Origin of the sequence: Candidatus Seongchinamella marina (assembly GCF_026262685.1) — a bacterium.
GTDB lineage: Bacteria > Pseudomonadota > Gammaproteobacteria > Pseudomonadales > Halieaceae > Halioglobus > Halioglobus marinus.
Genome location: NZ_SHNP01000009.1, coordinates 34,910 through 53,839, shown reverse-complemented (window position 1 = coordinate 53,839; position 18,930 = coordinate 34,910). Strand labels below are relative to the sequence as shown.

Genomic DNA, 18,930 nt, shown 5'->3' with positions numbered 1-18,930 from the left:
AGTGGCTTCACTTCGGGTTCATATTCACTAGTTCGACTAACAAAGCCTTTATAACCTGTTGTTTAGCCATTGAGCAGAGTGGTAGAACAGCGAATTCTTCAGAAGAAAAAAGTATTGCAGGGGCTTTTGTCATTTCTATCTCACTACGACAATTGGCTATAACCTGCTCAAGGTTGGCTTTGTCTTGATACCATTTCGGTGTCGGTTCGCCCACCATCTTTAATAAAGATCCCGGCAGCACACTGTGGCTGTTTGAGTCGCTGTGTTTTGGCCTGGCATTGGTCAAGTAGTGTATTCCAACTCCTTCAAGCTCATTTCGGTGGCTGTGACAATAGCGTTGGATTGCGGTGGAGCCAGTCTTATATCCTCCAATATGCAGTAATACACGTTTATTTGTTTGGCTCTTCATGCGTTAGGTGACGGAGCGTGCAGGGTTCTCGCGTGAGCCCGAGGCTAAGTAAATCAGGTTGAAAAAACAGTAAATAGTGAGCGGCACAGCATAGAGAAGGGCTCTATTTATTTGGGTATAATCCACTGCGAATTTATAGCGCTCAGTGAAGAAGTAAACGATTGAGAGAAACGTTAGTGTTAAAAGTAGTGCAATGGTGGGCGGCGAAATGCCCGTAGAGAAAATTTTTTTTCGTACACTCGGAACAACTAACATTAGTAGTAACGGAACCGCATAAAATAGAAAATTCCAATTGATCATAATCAGGGTAGTGTCGAAAACAGGAAAAAACACATCGTTAAACTTTAAGGCATAAGTTCCGATATAAGGGGTTTCTATTTCCTCCCAGCTTAAGGTAAACAGGTTTGGAAGCTCCACGCCAATAGTGAGCGACATGCTAACTATCGCGGCGCTTACAGCTACTGCTATCAAAACCCATCGCCTTGAGAAATCAATCTGGCAGGTGACGAGCGCCAGCAGCCAGATACCTGTCATAAGCAGTCCTGGTATTTTCAGCATAGCGCACATAATGGCTAACATACATGAAAGAAGCATAACGCCGTGCTTTCTTGAACTCTGCCATTCGTGGAGTAAGAGCACTGCAGCGCTAAAGTAGACTGCAACCCAAAGATCAGCGTACCCGGAAAGAGCGGAATGTACGTTGATAAATGGCAAGTTAGCAATAATGTAGGCAGCTAAACAGGCCGCAAGAGGAGGCATCCCGCGAAGACGAAGGTGCCCGTACATAATTGCCACCAGGCAGATAGCAATAATACCCCATGGCAGGTATGGCAATGTAGATTGACTAGTGCCCACAGCTAGCATTCCCCAGAGCTGCACCAACGGAACGGCCACGGGGTACTTCCATGCATTCTTCGCCCCCTCTAGGTGTACCAGTGCATCAGCTGGCGCAGCCAACCACTCCGCCTGGCTGCGGAACGGCATTAGGTCACTATAGTGAAACCAAACAATAGCCTTGGGCGCCCAGTTCATCCATGCGTCCCATGGGAACAGAGGGCGGAGGATGAGTTCCTGAAAGATCGTGGCATACCGAAGTGCGATTAGTCCTAGTAGTAGGGCGATGACCGCTTTTTGCCAGACCGGCAGGGCAAGCTCTTCTGTTCGAAATCGTGCGCGTGCCGGTTTCAGGTAAAGTAAGCCTAACGCAGCAAACGTTAGGAAAACCAGACACAAACTGGCACCCCAAAAGCTCTGATGTAAGCCCGCCCAGTGGAAGCCACGCATAATCATTGTAGTGGCAACCAGGCCAAGTAAATAGCCGTGGCCGATGATTGCAGCTGGATGCCAGCGACTACTGCGGGATAGTAGCCAGTAAGTCCAGGCTGAGCCTGCAAGCCAAGGCAGGAAAAGGGCGATTATGGCGCTAAACCAGGTGTCCACTATCGCTTGCCCTCGTAAAGATAAACACTTCCATGTTCGCCATGGTCAAGTCGCTTCACAGGTAGGGAGTGCTGTGACCAGGCCAAGCGACTGGTATCAGCGTTGAATTTAAGGCCTTCGATCTCTCCGAGGGTTATCAAGTAGTCTTCTGCCTGAACCGATCCTGGACGAGGATACTGATCAAAATTAAAGGTATTGTGCGGTAGTAAGTAGTATTGCAATTTCAGGCGCTTGTAGGTTCGGTGTGGCTCGCCGTTCAGTAAGAAAATTCTCACACCTGGTGCTGGAAGCACGCTTTTCTTAAGGTGTTGCGCATATTGGTACAAGTCAGATTCCCAGTCTGCCAGGTGCTTTTCACTTTGTGTTTTCCCGGCAAAGAGGTACTGGGTTTCATCCAGTTGTTTGGAAAGATTGGATTGCCAGAGCATATCCAGTGCAATCCAGGGAATAGATACCGCGATAATGTAACTGACGAAGCCAGATTGCTTTTTAATGCGAGCAAGAAAAAAGAGCAGTAACAGCGCAAGGCCAGCCCATGCTGCCATTGCCAGCGTGGGGGAAAGTATTGGGGTTTCAAGAGTGCCGCGTAAATGATGTGCGGATCTTTGGGTCCACTCCCGAAACACAGTCCATTCATTCCAGATCGCTCTTGCCAGTAGGTTTTGTTGAGAGGGTGCCAGCTTCAGGTATTCAACGACTGGTGCCTGATCTCTAAGATCTCCATACACATCGAGACCAATTTCGGTGATTGTGCCTTGCCAGTCTGGGTTGTTAGAGAGTTGAATTACGCTGGCGTGATCGTCTGCCCAGTGAATTGTTGAATTAAAGACTTCTTCTGGGCTGTCCGCCCTGCGCCAAATCAAGTAAAAGGACGAGCCGGGATTCCTGTCGGTAATTCTGTACTCTAAAAATGGTAAGTCGGCGGCTTTTAGATTGGTTCTGCGGGTGAAGATGGCTCGGTCGTCAATGCCTTGGTCCAATCGGGTGATTGAAAGGTAATTCTCTTCAGTGGCTTTGCCGCTGCCCAGTCGTGGAATTAGGTCGCCTCCCGAAAATGTCCAAGGTCGGGGGTCGGCGCGGGTGGCGTTCTCCTGATGGCTGGCCAATTCAGGTGACAAAATTAAATAGCCGGTTCCGAGAACCAATGCGCTGACGGATAGCATCAGCAGAGCTAGGCCCAGGCTACGAATGAATTCCCGATTGCTAATTGTCATCTGACTCGATAATGCATCACTATCCATTTCATGGTTCAAGCTTCCTACAAGACTTTGTTAAACATAGAAGCAGTTGTTATTTTAGCCACCTGCCTGATGGCTCGCCACTGTTGCAGAGACTCTGCAAAGCAGGAGGCCAAACCCCTAAATTCCTCAAGTAGGTATTCGGCTGACGCACCTTCGGGCAGATTAGGCATATCAGTGACTTTAGCGGTCTGCTGCATTGATTGATTAACGTTACTCGCACTCTGCTGAAGCCAGTCCTGCCATTCCGGTGACCTGATGGTGCCGTCTCTGAGCAGGCCATCCAGCTGTACCTGGTCCAGCCCTTGAAGCTCCGCGACTTCTTTTCGGTAGAGTGATTGAAGCCCTCGGTCGTCAGTTTCAGAGAGACGCTTGGCCATTGCCGCCAGTGCAGTAAGGCGCGCTTCGGGGCTGATACCTGCTTGATAGTCAGTGTGATCAGTAACGTATTTGCCAATTCTGAGGCGACCTTTGCCATCGCTGGGTTCGGGCTCTGCATTATTCGTGCGGTCGTCAACGGGGATATGGGGTACGCAGAAGTCGTAGTGCAAAACCGCAGAATTCGGGTACAAATACTCGGTCATCGAACCGAACAGGTAATCCTCGCCGCGAAAAACCGGAAAATAAGGTGGCAGTAGTTGTGAATTGTCGAGGCCGGTAACCTGCGACATGACGGCCATTTTAGTAAAGCAGGGGCGAGGGTGGCCCATCCAGTAGTTGCGACCAGTTAGTGCGCCTTGCAGACCACCGGGAAAGGACATGAGCCGTTGCAATGAATCTCCGCTTGAGAGGTAAAGCCAGGCTGTGGTGGGTGAGCCGGGATCGCCCAGGGTACCGCTTTGAGTAATCAGAACCGGTGACTCGGCATCCCATAAAATAAATGAGCCGGAGTTAGCGTCCGCAAGGTCTGTGGGTGCTATGGGCTTGTCGCTTAGTTTGCGTGCGGCTTGGCCGATCGTCAGGCCCAGGCATTGGGCGTGTCCGGATAGCGGGTCCAGTTCAGCAGGCAGGGCATTGTTCAGCATGTCTTGCTGATTGGCGTAAAAATCGACTTCCCGGTCTACGGGGTGAAATTCCAGACCCTCTTTTTTATGGGCCGACTGAAATGCGTTACAGATAACGTCATCATCCATCACGATAGCTCGACAGCCTACCGAGAGCAACAAACTCAGGTTACGCGCAACGCCGTAGGTTTTGTGGTCTGCCCATTTTTCGCGATCAATCAGGAAACGTATCCCATTCTCCTGATCTGGCCGCTCCGTGATCAGGGTATCCATAAATTCCCTGGCTTTATCGGCTCCGAAGTAATGCATATCTCGGGGCGAGGTCAGGTTGAATCGTTCTAATGCATCGCGGTTTTGGTCTGCGTTAGCCGGGTCGCGAGAGTCATCGATCAAGAAAAGGGATTCATGCCGGGTCAGGTTACCCGTGCGGAGCATAGATTCCAATAACCGCTCCACGGCAGTGGGGCGATCGCAGGTAATGATGAAAACCCGGGTAGGGGGGAGATCGACCGGCGCAGCAACTTGGGCGTTCAATCGCTCGCATACGGAGTCAGCGGTCACCAGTAGGCCTGCATCTTTGAGCATGTTGAGCACGTTCATCACGTCAGCCTGCTGGCCGGCGAGCTCTGGTATTGATGAGACAAGTACGTCAGCATGATTCTCCAGGGTGCGAAACTTGCGACAGCGCTGCATGGCATGGGCGACCGGCGCCCCAACCAAAACTTGCGCATCGCTGAACTTATCCATAAGCATCGCAGCGCCGTCGAACATTAGCACGACCTCACATTCTTTAAAGGCGTAAAGGCCGGAGGGGGCGATGGTTTGGACGTCGGTCATGTGGGGCTCTTGTCGGGGAAAAGAGGGAGTTTAGAGGGGGTAGGGTTGGCTGTAAACCGCAGAGGGCAGGTCCTTAGCTGGTTTGAGTTGATTGGCTCATATCGATAGCCATTTGCAGAGCAGATTTAAGGCTGCCGCTATCGGCTTTGCCTGAGCCAGCAAGGTCCAGGGCGGTGCCGTGGTCTACCGAGGTGCGGATGATGGGGAGGCCCAGGGTAACGTTTACGGCTTCGCCAAAACTCGCGTATTTCAGAGTCGGTAGACCCTGGTCGTGGTAAATGGCGAGTACTGCATCGCAGTTGGAGAGCACTTTCGGGTTGAAGGCGGTATCGGCGGGGAGGGGGCCGTCCAGTTGCATGCCGGAGGCACGCAGTTTTTCTAGCACCGGGATGATGATATCCAGTTCTTCCCGACCCATGTGACCGCCTTCGCCGGCGTGGGGGTTTAGCCCCAATACCGCAATTTTGGGGTTTGCCAGGCCAAATTTGCTTTGCAGGTCGCGGTGGAGGATGTTCAGGGTATCTTCCAGCATGTCAGCATTAATGGCGTCGGCAACGTCGCGCAGGGGCAGATGGGTGGTGGCAAGCGCAACGCGCATGTCTTTGCTAGCCAGCATCATCACCACTCTATGGGTGTCGGTGTCCTCTGCCAGCAGCTCGGTGTGGCCTGAAAACGGGATGCCAGCATCGTTGATCACCGATTTTTGCACTGGGGCAGTAACCATAGCGTTGCAGCGGCCGGCAATGCAGGCGTCCACCGCCGCGTGCAGCGTGTAGAGAACGTAGCTGGCGTTTGAGGGGTTCAACTGACCGGGTTTGCAGGGGGCGGTCAGGTTGATCGGGTAGACTTTGAGGGTGCCGGGTTGGTGCGGGCTTGGCTCGCCTAATGGGCTGTTGATGACTTGTATCTCAACCTCGAGACCCAGAAGTTCGGCGCGCTCTTGCATCAGCTGCGGGTCACAAATGGCGACTAGTTCTGCATCCCAGGCTTGCTGGGCGATGGCCAGGGTGATGTCCGGGCCTATGCCGGCGGGCTCACCAGGCGTCAGGGCGATTCTGGGGATCACTGGATTTGGTCATCCCCGCGCGTCACTTGATATCCACAAAAGCTTCGTCACGAATCTGTCTTAGCCAGGCGTCCAACTCTTCCTGGTACTTGCGGTTGTGCAGGTAATTCATGGCCATGTTTTTGGTGGCAGTGTCGGTCATGTCCTCATCTCGACGATCCAGCACTTCCAGCACGTGCCAACCGAATTGGCTTTTAACCGGATCGGATATCTCTCCCACTGCTGTAATCTGCATGGTTTGCTCAAATTCGGGCACCATCTGGCCGGGGTCAGTCCATCCGAGGTCGCCGCCTTCCTGTGCTGAGCCAATATCTTCAGAGTATTCCCTGGCCAAATCGGCAAAGTCTTCGCCGTTTTCGGCGCGGGCTTTCAAGCTGGTCACCAATGCTTTGGCCTGGCCGTCGGTCATGATTTCCGATGGCTTGACCAGAATATGGCGAACCTTGGTCTGGCTCACCATCATGTCTTCACCGCCGCGGCGGTCTGCCATGTGCACCAGGTGAAAACCGCTATCGGACTTTACCAGTGTGGTTTTGCCCTTGCTAAGTTCCGGCGCTACGTCCGAGAACAGTGATGGCAGGTCATCCAGTTTGCGCCAACCCAGGTTGCCGCCGGTAAAATTGTAGGGACCGGGGGCACTGACTACCTTGTCAAACGGCGCGCCGGCACTTATTTCTTCGAGCAATCGCGTCACATAAGCTTCCGCGCGCTCAACTTCAGCCGCTGGAGCACCGGGTGATACCGCCAATAATGCATGCATTATCTGGTATTCAGGTTGAGTCAGCTTTTGTCCTTCTTCGGTGGCAAGAAAGTTTTCTACTTCCTGTTCCGTGATCTCAATCCGTTGATTAACGTTGCCCTGCTGAACCCGCTGGATGATCAATTCCTTGCGAATTTGCTCGCGCATAACCTGGTAAGACTGGCCTTGTTGCTCCAGGGCCATGCGGAACTGATCCGGGCTTAAGCCATTCTGCGCGGCAACCCGCTGCATTGCACCGTTCAACTGAGTGTCGGAAATACGCACACCCACGCGCGCACCCTTTTGCATCTGGATGCTTTCCAAAATCAGTCTGTCCAGGGTCTCTCTGATCAAAACATCCTCAGGAGGCATCTCTACTCCCCGAGTGCTGATGTTCTCGGTGACGGATGTCATTCGCTCGCGCAGTTCGCTGGCCATGATGATGTCATCTTCAACGACGGCGACCACCTGGTCCAGCATCTGGGTTTCTGCCCGGGCAAGGCCTGTGGCAAGTGCGGAAGCTGTAAGGCAAGTGCCCAACAGCATGGCTTTAATATTCACTATCGGTAAAACCTCGAATCATGTCTTTCATTATGCTGCTGGCACGGCTGCCAACGCCGCCCATGCCTTTAAGCACGATTTGTACCTGGGTGGAGTCTTCCCGCTCAAGTGTCGGATCGATAAAGCCAGGGTTTTCCCCGGCGGTGTTATCATAGTAACGTAGGTGCAGCAGTCGCACCTTCCAGCAGCAGGTATCATATTCCACTCCGAACATATCTTCTACGCTCTCCCCGGCTTCAATGGAGTAGTTCACCGCCGCAAAGACGCTCCAATTTTGGCTGGTAGGCACATAGAACGAAAAGTGTGCCTCTTCGGTGGGTGGCTGGGCGGTGATGACTGTGGTCAGAGGGCGTCGATAGGTATAGCCCACGTTATAGATGCTGCCATTGTCACGTTGATAGCTGGTGAAGAAGTTACCAGAGTTCACCTTGTCGCTATAGGGGTCCCAGACCACGCTGGTGCGCGCACTGAGACGTTCGTTTGGAAAAAACGACAACTCTCCTGCCACCTCAGAACCGCCGCTGGCTAGCGGTGGATCCTTGCGACCGAGGCGTACTTCACGATCCCTGAAATAGAAGATCTGTCCCAAACTGGCGTTGAATTCCTCGCGACCATCTTCCTGATCAATAAAGCGGGTGGTGATACCCACCGAGAGCTGGTCTGAGTCGTCAATGCGATCTCGACCGGAAAAACGCGTTTCACGGAACAGTTGGTTGTAGGTGAAGGTCAGTTCGGCACTGTCGAAGTCCGGGTTGCCGGTCTGATCCTGATATTTACTGTAAAGATAGTAAAGCCTTGGTTCCAGGGTCTGGACCATTGAATTGCCAAATAACTCCGTGTCCCGGTCGAAGAAAAGACCTGCGTCCAGGTTTATCATTGGAGCGCCTGCATCCGGCGCTTGTTCTCTGAAATTGTTGTGCTTGTCCAGGTCGTAACTAAGATAGCGATACTTGGCTGTGGGTTTGAAGAAGCCATAAGTCCAGAGCATAGGGTAGGTAGCGCCTGCCTCGGTGTAGATGCGCTCGCCGGTGACTCTATTGGTATCGGTGTCAAAGTTGGAGTATTGCGCCAGGAAAATCGGGTCTATCTCAAAGGGTGTGCCATCGGGACGATACCTGCCGGTCAGCTGGGGTAGTTTCTTGTAGTCGTTGTTAATGTCGTCCGCCAAACTTTGAAATTGCTGAACCTCCAGGGTAGCCATCCACTGATCCCCAAGGTAGTCCAGGGCGCCCAACTGCAACAACGCGGTGCGACGTTTGGAATCCAGACTAGAGGTTTGCAGATCCTTCATATAATTGACATCACTGGCCTTGCTGTAATCTATCTGCGAGCGCCAGCGCTCCTCAAAAAGGCCGTTTTGCCTGACGACGGCCAGCCAACGATCATAGTTGCGTTCGCTGGGGTAATCGTCTTCGTAGCGTTTGTCGTTGTCCATGAAGGCACCGCCAACGGTCCAGCTACCCAACACGGGGTTGAGGTATTGTGCTTTCGCCTCATGATTAATACCGCGCTCTTCAATGTAACGAGGCGTGTAAAGCAGGTCGTAGTTGGGGGCTGCATTCCAGTAGACGGGCATCGCCACATCGATACCACCGCGTGAGTCCGAGCCTACGTCTGGCCAGAGCACGCCGGAGCGGCGCCTGTCATCAATTGGAAATTGTATCCAGGGCAGATAAATAATGGGCACGTCGGCAATGCGGATTTTCGCGCCGCGTGCCACCGCCAACCCTTCTTCCACATTAAGCTCGAGTTTTTCCGCCTGAATCAACCATTCATTCTCGTTGGGAGCACAGTAACTGAGCTCTCCGTCGTGAATGTGAAGAAGGCCGTCCTTATCGCGCTCCAGAATGTTTGCGCTGCCGCGCATGTGCAGATTATGTAAAACCCATTGGCTGGATTCAATCGACGCAACGCCTGTTTCTGAGTAAATCTGTGCTCGTTCACCGCGCAGTAAAATACCGGGCTCACGCAACGTGATATTACCTTCGAGTATGCCCATGCTCTCAAGCCGATCCAGACTGACCTGATCTGCGCGCATCTGCCGGTAGCCCTGGGTCAGTGATACCCCGCCACTGAGGATGGCGGTGTTTTCATACAGTTCAACCTCACTGGCATCAGCGTTAATAGGCGCGTTGTCGGGCGAAACAGAGGTGTCCACATCCCGCAGTGGATCCATGTAGCGCCCTTGGCAGTCAATGCATCGGTCATCGCGCAACTCTGGCGGCACCTCCTTGATATCAGTCCAGTCCAGGGGGTGTGCCTTGGACGGCTCACTGCTATCCTGTGCCAACGCGGGCAGCGTCATTAATGTGAATGCCACGGCGAGACCCAGGCGACTCAACGTGCTAGTTCGCAGATTCGGATGGGTAGTGCTGGATGTCATTCGTGTCAGGGGTTCTTCTGATTAAAGGGCGGATTCTAATGCATAGGTTTGCCCTTGTCCGAGAAAATTTGACCCCTTGGGGCGCGCGATACTTTCATTTACGCTATTTGAGGAGAGCTCATTGGCAGTCTGCCACCCATCCGCAGGACTATTACCCTGGGCACAAGCCACCCTTGGAGGCGTAAAAGTCAGTGAACTAGCTTCGGTCGCCGGAGATGCCAGCGCCCGGAGATACTTCCGTCTGCATTTCGAAGGTCAAACCTACATCGCAGTAGAAGCTCCGCCGACCAGTGAGAAAAACACCGAATTCCTGGCTGTCAGGGGTATGTTAGAGCGGGCCGGAATCACTGTGCCCAGGCTTTATGGCGCAGACCTGGAGAACGGCTTTATGCTGCTGGGCGATCTCGGTGATCGCCTGCTGCTGGATGAGTTGACGCCCGATACTGTCGATGCCAGCTATCAGCGGGCCTTTGATGTCTTGCTCACCCTGGGCGTTATAGAACCGGATGACCCTCGCTGGCCGTCTTATGACGATGCCTTGTTTAGTGAAGAGCTGAGCCGATTTCCACAGTGGTTTGTGGATGCATTGCTGACGTGTGACTTGCCTCCAGAACCGGTTTGGCGGCCTTTTGCTGATCTGTTAAAGCGCAATGCCCTGGAGCAGCCCCGCGTGCTGGTGCACCGCGATTTCCACAGCCGCAATCTCATGCCCCAGGCAGACGGTTCTTTGGCAGTGATTGATTTTCAGGACTCAGTGATGGGGCCGGTGAGCTATGACCTGGTATCGCTGCTGCGTGACTGTTATATCCGCTGGACACCTGCGCAGGTTGAGCAATGGGCGTTGGAGTATCTGAGCCTGTTGCAGAGTAAAGGGCAGCTCGTTGATGTAGCAGCAGGTCAATTCCTGTGTTGGTTCGATCTGATGGGGCTGGAACGTCACATCAAAGTATTGGGCACGTTTGCGCGACTGTATTTGCGGGATCGGAAATCCGGATACCTTCAAGATCTGCCCTTAGTACTGCTGTATGTGCGAGAGATGCTGGAAAAATACCGAACGGAGTTACCTGAAGTCGCAGCCTTTGCCGATTGGTTTGAGACGTCACTGATGCCGGTCATCGATACGCAGCCCTGGGCCAAGCCCTCATGAAGGCGATGATTCTGGCAGCGGGCTTTGGCGAACGCATGCGTCCGCTCACCGATCATACTCCCAAGCCCTTGTTGCGTGTGGCCGATGTGCCGTTGATTGACTATCACATCCGCGCTTTGGCAGCAGCCGGTTTCACCGAGTTGGTGATTAATGTGTCTCATCTGGCGCAGCAGATTATCGAGCACTGCGGCGATGGTTCTCGGTGGGGATTGAGCATTGCCTATTCGAGAGAACATGAGCCGCTGGAAACAGCGGGCGGTATTCATCGGGCTTTGCCATTGCTCGGTGAGCAGCCATTTTTAGTGATCAACGCAGACGTGTGGATTGATTATTCCTTTGATGAGCTGATGGACTATCGCTTTAAATCCTGGGAGTCGGCTCACCTGGTGATGGTGGATAATCCGCCACAGCATCCCCTGGGGGATTTTTGCCTGGGCGACGACGGCGTGGTCCAGTATCGCCCGGTTGATAGTCAGGGCTATACCTATTCCGGTGTTGGTGTGTTTTCAGCGGATTTTTTTGCAGCCATGTCGTTGGGGAAATTACCGCTTCGACCCCTGTTGGATGATGCAATTGGTAGCGGCTGCCTGGGTGCGGAATATTATCCCGGAGATTGGCAGGATGTGGGTACACCTGAGCGGCTGGCTGCATTGGATGTCAGGGTTCGGTCAGTAATTTCATAGCAATATGTCGGCCCATCTCGTCCCTGACCGCGATAGCAGGTAGAATGGCGGGATTAATCCTTTGGAGCCCTCGCTAATGGCTGAATACCTGATTGCCCCCTCCATACTCTCTGCTGATTTTGCTCGTCTGGGCGAAGAGGTCGACAATGTATTAGAAGCGGGTGCCGACGTGGTGCATTTCGACGTGATGGACAATCATTACGTACCTAACCTGACCATTGGCCCCATGGTCTGCAAGGCCCTGCGTAATCATGGGGTGACTGCCCCGATTGATGTGCACCTGATGGTAAGCCCGGTAGATAGCCTGATTGGAGATTTTGCAGAGGCTGGAGCCTCCTTTATTACTTTCCACCCTGATGCATCTACCCACGTGGACCGCTCCTTGCAGATGATCCGCAGCGCAGGTTGTCAGTCAGGGCTGGTTTTCAACCCGGCAATGGGACTGGATGCGCTGAAATACGTTATGGACAAGGTGGACATGATTTTGTTGATGTCGGTTAATCCCGGCTTTGGCGGTCAATCTTTTATTCCCGGCACATTGGACAAGCTGCGCGAGGCACGGACTTTAATTGACGCGTCAGGTTATGACATTCGCCTGGAGATCGATGGTGGTGTGTCGGCGAAAAATATCGCTGAAATAGCCGCTGCCGGAGCGGATACCTTTGTTGCCGGGTCTGCGATTTTCAATCAGCCAGATTATGCGACGGTGATTGCTGAGATGCGGTCACAGCTCGCCACTGTTTAAGACGCAAGGCGGCTGGTGTTTCGCGGGACTCATCTGCTCTCAAGCCGCTTTCCAAGCCATTTGCCAATACTATCTGTCAATGTACAATGGGCACCCCTTGAATTCGGAGAAAGCTGTGCAAACAGCCCCGCGTAATAGCATTGAGTTGGCCTCAATGCGTGAGATCACTTGCTGGCGATGGTAGCCAGGAACTCACTACGACCTGATTACGCACATTCAATCTCCGAGGAACACCCATGAATCCGCAGGACTTTGCCGCTCTGGCGGCACAAGACTACAACCGTATACCCGTCAGCCTTGAAGTGCTGGCTGATCTGGAAACCCCTATCAGTGCCTACCGCAAACTGGCAGAAGGGCCTTACTCCTTCTTCTTCGAGTCGGTTCAGGGCGGTGAGAAGTGGGGTCGTTACTCAATTATTGGTTTGCCTTGCCGAACTGTGCTCAAAGTCCATGGCTATCAGGCAGATATTTATGTGGACGGTCAACTGCAGGAAAGCCACGAGGTAGAGGACCCTTTGGCTTTCGCCGAAGATTTCCAACACCGCTATCGCACCGCGCCAAGAGATGATCTACCTGTCTTTCACGGTGGCCTGGTGGGCTATTTTGGCTACGATACCGTTCGCTATGTCGAGCCTCGTTTAGCGCCCGGGGCGCCCGAAGACGAACTGGGTAATCCCGATATCCTGTTAATGGTGTCCGAGGAAGTATTGGTCTTTGATAACCTCGCAGGTACGATTCGCCTGGTGATCAATGCTGATCCCTCGCAACACAATGCGCTGGAGAGGGCGAACCAGCGACTCCAAGCGCTGGTTGCCAAACTCCCCGAGCCAATGCCGACACTGCCCGAGGTGGTGCTCGGTGCTGCCGATAGTTCAGACCTGGAGCAGCAGGCCGATTCGCACTTTACCGAGGAGCAATACTACGAAGCCGTAGAAAAGGTGAAGGATTATGTGTTGGCAGGCGACGTCATGCAGGTAGTGCCTTCCCAGCGCATGAGCGTGCCTTTTTCTGCGCCGCCGCTGAATCTTTATCGTGCGCTGCGTAATCTCAACCCGTCACCGTATATGTATTACCTGGATCTGGAAGATTTCCACATCGTGGGCTCATCGCCTGAAATTCTGGCGCGGCTGGAAAAGGGGCTGGTGACCGTACGCCCTATTGCAGGCACTCGTCGGCGTGGTTACACCGAGGATGAGGACAAGGCTCTGGAAGATGAGTTGCTGGCTGATCCCAAGGAAATTGCGGAGCATCTGATGCTAATCGATCTGGGGCGCAACGATGTGGGTCGCATCGCCCAGACCGGTACTGTAGAACTGACAGACAAAATGGTTGTTGAGCGTTATTCACATGTCATGCATATCGTATCCAACGTCACTGGCGAGTTAAAAGACGACAAGACAGCGATTGATGTTCTTAGGGCAACGCTTCCCGCGGGTACATTGAGCGGCGCTCCCAAGATTAGAGCCATGGAAATTATCGACGAGCTGGAGCCGGTCAAGCGTGGCGTTTACGGTGGTGCCGTGGGCTACATTTCATGGGCGGGCGATATGGATACGGCGATAGCCATTCGCACCGCTGTGATCAAAGATGGCAAACTGTATGTGCAGGCGGGCGGCGGTGTGGTTGCAGACTCTGTGCCACGACTGGAATGGAAAGAAACTCATAACAAGGCTCGTGCAATGTTTCGCGCGGCCTCCATGGTTCTGGCAGGGGAGGAGTAAACCATGCTACTGATGATCGATAATTACGACTCCTTCACTTATAACGTGGTGCAGTATCTGGGTGAGTTGGGCGCAGACGTTCATGTAGTGCGCAATGATGAAATTGCAGTGGCGGATATTGCCGCGCTGTCTCCGGAGAAAATAGTGATTTCCCCCGGCCCCTGCACTCCTAACGAGGCGGGCGTGTCCATGGCTGTGATTAAAGAATATGCGGGTAAGTTGCCCATTCTTGGGATTTGCCTGGGACACCAGAGCATCGGCCAGGCCTTTGGTGGTGAAGTCATTCGCGCCAGAAAGGTTATGCACGGCAAGACTTCCCCTGTGCACCATCGAGGAGACGGTGTTTTTCGCGGCCTGAGTCAACCTTTCGAGGCGACGCGCTACCACAGTCTGGTGGTTGCTAGAGATAGCCTGCCCGAATGTCTAGAGGTTACTGCCTGGACCCAGACTGAATCTGGTGAGGTTGACGAAATCATGGGACTTCGCCATCGGGAACTGGCGATAGAGGGTGTACAGTTCCACCCGGAGTCTATTCTTACCGCGCATGGTCACGACTTGCTGCGCAATTTCCTGGAGCAATAACATGGATATTCAAAAAGCTGTTGTCGCTCTGGTAGAGCCCAGGGATCTCACTCGCGAGGAAATGGCAGGCGTCATGCGCCAGGTCATGTCCGGAGACGCCACCGACGCCCAGATCGGTGCGTTACTGGTTGCCCTGCGGATCAAAGGCGAGACCATTGATGAAATAGCTGGTGCCGCTCAGGTCATGCGCGAGCTGGCTACACCGGTAACGGTGGACTGTCCTCACCTGGTGGACCTGGTGGGCACCGGTGGCGACGGCGCCAACCTGTTTAATGTGTCTACCGCATCGACGTTCGTCGTGGCTGCTGCGGGCGCGCACGTGGCCAAGCACGGTAACCGCGGAGTATCGTCCAGCAGTGGCAGTTCTGACGTTCTGGAAACATTGGGTTTGCCTCTGGATCTGGATCCTAAACAAGTCGCCAGGGCGATCGAAGAAATTGGAGTGGGGTTTATGTTTGCTCCTGCCCATCACAGTGCCATGCGCTATGCGGTGGGTCCCCGGCGTGAATTGGGAATGCGTACCATTTTTAATGTATTGGGTCCGCTGACCAATCCGGCGGGAGTTAAGCGCCAGGTGATTGGCGTATTTTCTGCAGAACTCTGTGAACCTCTGGCGCACGTCTGTAAGGCACTGGGTGCCGAGCATGTGATGGTGCTTCATTCGGATGATGGTCTGGATGAAATATCCATTGCGGCAGGTACGCAGGTTGCAGAGCTGCGGGCCGGCACTGTCGAGACCTATCACATTAATCCTGAGGACTTTGGCGTTCAGCGTGAGAGTTTGGAAGGATTATCAGTGACCGATTCACATGCGTCTGCGGCACTGATTCGTAACGCGCTCGCGGGCAAGAATGATGAGGCTTCTCGCAAGGCCGCGGCGATAATTGCATTGAACGCGGGCGCTACTATTTATGTGGCCGGCGTTGCCAGCACTCTGGCCGATGGTGTTGATATGGCGGAGGACCTGTTGGCTACCGGCCAGGCAGCAGAGAAGCTCAAGTCTTTCATCGATTTCACCCAGTTGATGCGTGGCGGGGCTTGATCGAACGATGGCTGTGAACCCTCCAACCATTTTACGCAAGATTCTGGCCCGCAAAGCTCAGGAGGTAGCCTCGCGCCGCAGCAGGCAGTCTTTGGGTAGTATTGAATCACTGATTAAGGAGCAGTCGCCGCCTCGGGGTTTCACCGCAGCAATGGCGGCAAAAGTTGCCCGCTCCGAGCCCGCGGTTATCGCCGAAGTGAAAAAGGCGTCGCCCAGCAAGGGCATTATTCGGGCAGACTTCCAGCCTGCAGATATTGCCTCCAGCTACGCTAGCGGAGGAGCAACCTGTTTGTCTGTGCTTACCGATATCGACTTTTTCCAGGGCTCGGACGAATATTTGCAGCAGGCTCGAAAGGCCTGCGAGCTACCGGTGATTCGTAAGGACTTTACCGTCGATCCCTATCAGGTAGTGGAAGCACGAGCCATAGGCGCTGATGCAATCTTGCTTATTGTCGCGGCTCTTGCGGATGACCAAATGCGCGAGTTGGCCGAGGTTGCATCTGATTTTGAGCTAGATGTGCTGGTAGAAGTGCATGACCGGGCTGAACTGGATCGTGCTCTGGAGCTCGAGACCCAGCTGGTAGGCATTAACAACCGGGATTTGCATAGTTTCGACATGCGCCTGGAGACCACACTGGAGCTTTTGCCTCATATTCCCGAGGACCGGGTTGTGGTGACAGAGAGTGGAATTCACACGCCTGCAGACGTGGCAGTGATGCGCGAGCGAAACGTACATGCCTTCTTGGTAGGAGAGGCTTTTATGCGCGCTGAGGAACCGGGGGAAAAGCTAAAAGAGTTGTTTTTCTAATGATGCTGACGGTCGAGTAAAAGTATTTATATCGGTATTTGTTGCTCAATGTCGCACTGAGACTAACGAGCCCCAAACACCACCATGGTTTTACCTGTAACAGATACCAGTCCGTCCTCTTCCAGCGCCTTCAGCACGCGCCCTGCCATTTCCCTGGAACAGCCCACAATTTTACCCAACTCCTGGCGGGTGATCTTGATTTGCATGCCATCTGGATGGGTCATAGCATCGGGCTCCAGGCAGAGGTCTATCAGGGTATGAGCAATGCGCCCAGAGACATCGACGAAGGCCAGGTCTGTAAGCTTGCGAGTGGTCTGGCGCAGGCGTTTGCCCAACTGCCGTGCTATGGCGTAAAGCACATCGGGATAATGAGCGCTGATCTGGTGAAATTTATCGTAGCTAATTTCAGCGACTTCGCATTCGGTCTTAGCGACGACCATCGCGCTGCGCGAACTCACATCGTCCTCAAACAAACCCATTTCGCCAACAAAATCGCCGGGGTTGAGGTAGCTGACAACCAACATGTGGCCTGGCTCTGATACATCCTCCACCATTACGGAGACAGAACCCTCCAAAATCAGGTAAAGCTTGTCGCCAGCTTCGCCCTGATTCATTACATTCCCTTTGGCCTTGTATTGCTGCCGTTGGCAATGTCGTAGAAAGTTTTCCACGTTGGGGATATTGCTGGTCACTTGCGGTTTTAGCACACGCTTTACCTTATTTTTGCTTCAGTGTGATTCGATTCTAGCCCAGACGCATCTCAAGTAAAATGCTAGATGTTGTGCTAAGCTCCTGCGCCTGTTTTTTTGTAGTTGAGGAACCGATGAAAGCGACGGTTAAATGGACTGATGGTGCCATGTTCTTGGGCGAATCTGGCAGTGGTCACGCGGTGGTGATGGACGGCTCAGAAGAACTGGGAGGCCGTAATTTAGGGCCTCGCCCTATGGAGATGCTCCTTATCGGCACGGGCGGCTGCTCTACCTATGACGTCATGAGCATGCTGAAAAAGTCGCGGCAGAAGGTTGTCGACTGTCGGGTGGAAATTGAGGCAGAGCGCGCCGACGCGGTGCCAGCGGTGTTTACTAAAATCAATTTGCACTTTGTAGTGAGCGGCGTTGCCCTGAAGGAAAACCAGGTTAAGCGTGCGGTGGAATTATCTGCAGAGAAGTATTGCAGTGCCTCTATTATGTTGGGCGCCGCTGGCGTAAAAATGACCCACAGTTATGAAATCGAGGAGATGGAAGCATAAGGCTTATAAGAGTCCAGAGCGATAAAAGCACTGGCCGTTACTCTTGAAGAATAGATGCCCGTGTTCGTAGGTAGTCAGCGTTTTTATGGAATGCTCCTCTAGCCGGTTTAATATCTTCTTTGACGGATAGCCACGCGCATTATCTTCATTTATGGAAATGACCGCAAAATCTGGTGATACGCCTTGCAAAAACGTTTCTGTTGTTGCGTCTGAGTGACCGTGATGACCCAGTTTTAGAAGATTTGCGCTTAGCAATGCGCCTTGGTCGAGCAATTTCTGCTCTACTGAGGCATCCGCGTCCGCCATCAGCAGGGCGCGACTCTCACGATGACTTACCATGAGCACAAGAGAATTTTTGTTCCAGCTTGAACGGTCTGGCTGCGTTGAGTTGAGAACGAGAATTTCAGCTTCTCCAAGAGTCAGTCGATCTCCCGGTTTTAGTGCTTGATAATTAACGTTCCTATAAGCCTGTCGATACCAGCGGTAAAGGTGATTTTTAGGATCAGCGTTTTGCCCGTTGTCATAGCGTTGCTTGACGGTAAATCGAGGAAGTATCTGGAATACGCCACCCATATGGTCCAAATGGGGGTGGGTAATAATAACTTTATCCAAACTATTGACTCCCCTCGCTTTAAGAAAGTCGGTGACTACCGCTCCGCTAAGCGGATTGCCGCTATCGATCAAGGCTGTCTGCCCAGCCGACTTCAAGAAAATGGCCTCGCCTTCGCCGACATCGAGGAAGGTAATCTCAAGGGCATTTGCTTTCAGGGCGACCGCGGCAGCGAGCCAAACGGCGACGATCCAAAGAGTATTTTTCCTATCCATATCCCTAGGATAGCCGCCACGGTATTAAAAGCCACATCTCTTGGATCCCCTACTCGATTTGGGAGGTACCACTGAATGGTTTCATCGATCATTCCCACCGATATGGCGAATATGGCGAGTTTTGCCAGTAAACTGATCGATTCGCTACGGGCCGTTGCGGTTACCATCATCCCCAGCAAGCCATACTGTAGAAAGTGGACCTTTTCTTCTGGTATCGACAAGTTGTACGAGATAGTACCGATGATGGCGACTGGGATGCAGGCCATGAAACAATGACGGGCGCTTCGGCGTCCGCCCCAGACCAGAATAATTAGTCCAACGGACATCATTGTAAGTGAAAGTAATAACGAGAAACTCGCTTGCCCCAATGAGTCCTTTAAAAAGCCAAGAATTGCTCGCATGAGCGGCAGCGATACATAAATCGAGAGGATGTAGATCCAGATCAGGGCCC

The 18,930-nt window shown here is 53.0% G+C and carries 19 protein-coding genes; 9 read left to right on the top strand and 10 right to left on the bottom strand.

Going from position 1 to position 18,930, the window contains the following annotated elements:
* Positions 1 to 7: 7 nt before the first annotated feature.
* From EYC87_RS18530 to EYC87_RS18500, 7 genes are all read right to left on the bottom strand, one after another.
* Positions 8 to 409: a hypothetical protein gene (locus EYC87_RS18530; RefSeq protein ID WP_279254209.1), complete on the bottom strand. Its 402-nt coding sequence runs from the start codon at positions 407 to 409 to the stop codon at positions 8 to 10.
* A 3-nt stretch (positions 410 to 412) separates the two neighbouring features.
* Complete coding sequence (locus EYC87_RS18525; protein ID WP_279254208.1) at positions 413 to 1,849, bottom strand: hypothetical protein; 1,437 nt, start codon at positions 1,847 to 1,849, stop codon at positions 413 to 415.
* Complete coding sequence (locus EYC87_RS18520; RefSeq protein ID WP_279254207.1) at positions 1,849 to 3,090, bottom strand: hypothetical protein; 1,242 nt, start codon at positions 3,088 to 3,090, stop codon at positions 1,849 to 1,851. The genes EYC87_RS18525 and EYC87_RS18520 overlap by 1 nt, the downstream gene beginning before the upstream one ends.
* A gap of 17 nt (positions 3,091 to 3,107) precedes the next feature.
* Positions 3,108 to 4,928 carry a hypothetical protein gene (locus EYC87_RS18515; RefSeq protein WP_279254206.1) on the bottom strand — a complete coding sequence of 607 codons (1,821 nt, stop codon included), beginning with the start codon at positions 4,926 to 4,928 and terminating at the stop codon, positions 3,108 to 3,110.
* A 73-nt stretch (positions 4,929 to 5,001) separates the two neighbouring features.
* Positions 5,002 to 5,994, bottom strand: a complete 993-nt coding sequence (gene pdxA / locus EYC87_RS18510) for a 4-hydroxythreonine-4-phosphate dehydrogenase PdxA (protein WP_279254205.1) — start codon at positions 5,992 to 5,994, stop codon at positions 5,002 to 5,004.
* 22 nt (positions 5,995 to 6,016) lie between these two features.
* Entirely contained in the window at positions 6,017 to 7,294 is a 1,278-nt protein-coding gene (locus EYC87_RS18505) for a peptidylprolyl isomerase (protein ID WP_279254204.1), read from the bottom strand.
* A complete protein-coding gene (locus tag EYC87_RS18500; RefSeq protein ID WP_279254203.1) occupies positions 7,284 to 9,614 on the bottom strand; it encodes an LPS-assembly protein LptD in 2,331 nt (776 codons plus the stop codon). The genes EYC87_RS18505 and EYC87_RS18500 overlap by 11 nt, the downstream gene beginning before the upstream one ends.
* 184 nt (positions 9,615 to 9,798) lie before the next feature.
* Here EYC87_RS18500 and EYC87_RS18495 point away from each other — a divergent pair, with 184 nt between their 5' ends.
* The 7 genes from EYC87_RS18495 to trpC all read left to right on the top strand — a co-directional run bounded on the left by EYC87_RS18495 (position 9,799) and on the right by trpC (position 16,405).
* Positions 9,799 to 10,824 carry an aminoglycoside phosphotransferase family protein gene (locus EYC87_RS18495; protein WP_279254202.1) on the top strand — a complete coding sequence of 342 codons (1,026 nt, stop codon included), beginning with the start codon at positions 9,799 to 9,801 and terminating at the stop codon, positions 10,822 to 10,824.
* Complete coding sequence (murU, locus tag EYC87_RS18490; RefSeq protein WP_279254201.1) at positions 10,821 to 11,507, top strand: N-acetylmuramate alpha-1-phosphate uridylyltransferase MurU; 687 nt, start codon at positions 10,821 to 10,823, stop codon at positions 11,505 to 11,507. The genes EYC87_RS18495 and murU overlap by 4 nt, the downstream gene beginning before the upstream one ends.
* Positions 11,508 to 11,583: 76 nt before the next feature.
* Positions 11,584 to 12,252 carry a ribulose-phosphate 3-epimerase gene (gene rpe, locus EYC87_RS18485; RefSeq protein WP_007228344.1) on the top strand — a complete coding sequence of 223 codons (669 nt, stop codon included), beginning with the start codon at positions 11,584 to 11,586 and terminating at the stop codon, positions 12,250 to 12,252.
* A gap of 236 nt (positions 12,253 to 12,488) precedes the next feature.
* Positions 12,489 to 13,973, top strand: a complete 1,485-nt coding sequence (gene trpE / locus EYC87_RS18480; RefSeq protein WP_279254200.1) for an anthranilate synthase component I — start codon at positions 12,489 to 12,491, stop codon at positions 13,971 to 13,973.
* Positions 13,974 to 13,976: 3 nt separating this feature from the next.
* The gene (locus EYC87_RS18475) at positions 13,977 to 14,555 is read left to right on the top strand and encodes an anthranilate synthase component II (RefSeq protein WP_279254199.1); all 579 of its coding nucleotides are present in this window, start codon (positions 13,977 to 13,979) and stop codon (positions 14,553 to 14,555) included.
* Position 14,556: 1 nt separating this feature from the next.
* A complete protein-coding gene (trpD, locus tag EYC87_RS18470) occupies positions 14,557 to 15,597 on the top strand; it encodes an anthranilate phosphoribosyltransferase (protein WP_279254198.1) in 1,041 nt (346 codons plus the stop codon).
* A 7-nt stretch (positions 15,598 to 15,604) separates the two neighbouring features.
* The gene (trpC, locus tag EYC87_RS18465; RefSeq protein ID WP_279254197.1) at positions 15,605 to 16,405 is read left to right on the top strand and encodes an indole-3-glycerol phosphate synthase TrpC; all 801 of its coding nucleotides are present in this window, start codon (positions 15,605 to 15,607) and stop codon (positions 16,403 to 16,405) included.
* A 62-nt stretch (positions 16,406 to 16,467) separates the two neighbouring features.
* On the opposite strand, the gene crp is transcribed toward trpC, so the two are convergent.
* Entirely contained in the window at positions 16,468 to 17,112 is a 645-nt protein-coding gene (gene crp, locus EYC87_RS18460) for a cAMP-activated global transcriptional regulator CRP (protein ID WP_007228359.1), read from the bottom strand.
* 116 nt (positions 17,113 to 17,228) lie between these two features.
* Here crp and EYC87_RS18455 point away from each other — a divergent pair, with 116 nt between their 5' ends.
* Positions 17,229 to 17,654 (top strand): OsmC family protein, encoded by a 426-nt coding sequence (locus EYC87_RS18455; protein WP_279254196.1) that lies wholly within the window; start codon positions 17,229 to 17,231, stop codon positions 17,652 to 17,654.
* 3 nt (positions 17,655 to 17,657) lie between these two features.
* On the opposite strand, the gene EYC87_RS18450 is transcribed toward EYC87_RS18455, so the two are convergent.
* Together EYC87_RS18450 and EYC87_RS19535 are read right to left on the bottom strand one after the other, a co-directional pair.
* Positions 17,658 to 18,479, bottom strand: a complete 822-nt coding sequence (locus EYC87_RS18450) for a ComEC/Rec2 family competence protein (protein WP_279254195.1) — start codon at positions 18,477 to 18,479, stop codon at positions 17,658 to 17,660.
* Positions 18,419 to 18,646: a VanZ family protein gene (locus tag EYC87_RS19535; RefSeq protein ID WP_423243987.1), complete on the bottom strand. Its 228-nt coding sequence runs from the start codon at positions 18,644 to 18,646 to the stop codon at positions 18,419 to 18,421. Before EYC87_RS19535 ends, EYC87_RS18450 begins: the two co-directional genes overlap by 61 nt.
* Here EYC87_RS19535 and EYC87_RS18445 point away from each other — a divergent pair.
* Positions 18,555 to 18,755: a hypothetical protein gene (locus tag EYC87_RS18445; protein WP_279254194.1), complete on the top strand. Its 201-nt coding sequence runs from the start codon at positions 18,555 to 18,557 to the stop codon at positions 18,753 to 18,755. The genes EYC87_RS19535 and EYC87_RS18445 overlap by 92 nt on opposite strands.
* The last annotated feature ends 175 nt before the right edge of the window (positions 18,756 to 18,930 follow it).

Bases quoted from the DNA above. Each gene is read 5' to 3' on its own strand.
- EYC87_RS18530 (WP_279254209.1), bottom strand. From the start codon at position 409: ATGAAGAGCCAAACAAATAAACGTGTATTACTGCATATTGGAGGATAT.
- EYC87_RS18520 (WP_279254207.1), bottom strand. From the start codon at position 3,090: ATGGATAGTGATGCATTATCGAGTCAGATGACAATTAGCAATCGGGAA.
- EYC87_RS18515 (WP_279254206.1), bottom strand. From the start codon at position 4,928: ATGACCGACGTCCAAACCATCGCCCCCTCCGGCCTTTACGCCTTTAAA.
- murU (WP_279254201.1), top strand. From the start codon at position 10,821: ATGAAGGCGATGATTCTGGCAGCGGGCTTTGGCGAACGCATGCGTCCG.
- rpe (WP_007228344.1), top strand. From the start codon at position 11,584: ATGGCTGAATACCTGATTGCCCCCTCCATACTCTCTGCTGATTTTGCT.
- trpE (WP_279254200.1), top strand. From the start codon at position 12,489: ATGAATCCGCAGGACTTTGCCGCTCTGGCGGCACAAGACTACAACCGT.
- EYC87_RS18475 (WP_279254199.1), top strand. From the start codon at position 13,977: ATGCTACTGATGATCGATAATTACGACTCCTTCACTTATAACGTGGTG.
- trpD (WP_279254198.1), top strand. From the start codon at position 14,557: ATGGATATTCAAAAAGCTGTTGTCGCTCTGGTAGAGCCCAGGGATCTC.
- trpC (WP_279254197.1), top strand. From the start codon at position 15,605: ATGGCTGTGAACCCTCCAACCATTTTACGCAAGATTCTGGCCCGCAAA.
- EYC87_RS18455 (WP_279254196.1), top strand. From the start codon at position 17,229: ATGAAAGCGACGGTTAAATGGACTGATGGTGCCATGTTCTTGGGCGAA.
- EYC87_RS18450 (WP_279254195.1), bottom strand. From the start codon at position 18,479: ATGGATAGGAAAAATACTCTTTGGATCGTCGCCGTTTGGCTCGCTGCC.
- EYC87_RS18445 (WP_279254194.1), top strand. From the start codon at position 18,555: ATGGTTTCATCGATCATTCCCACCGATATGGCGAATATGGCGAGTTTT.
- EYC87_RS19535 (WP_423243987.1), bottom strand. From the start codon at position 18,646: ATGGTAACCGCAACGGCCCGTAGCGAATCGATCAGTTTACTGGCAAAA.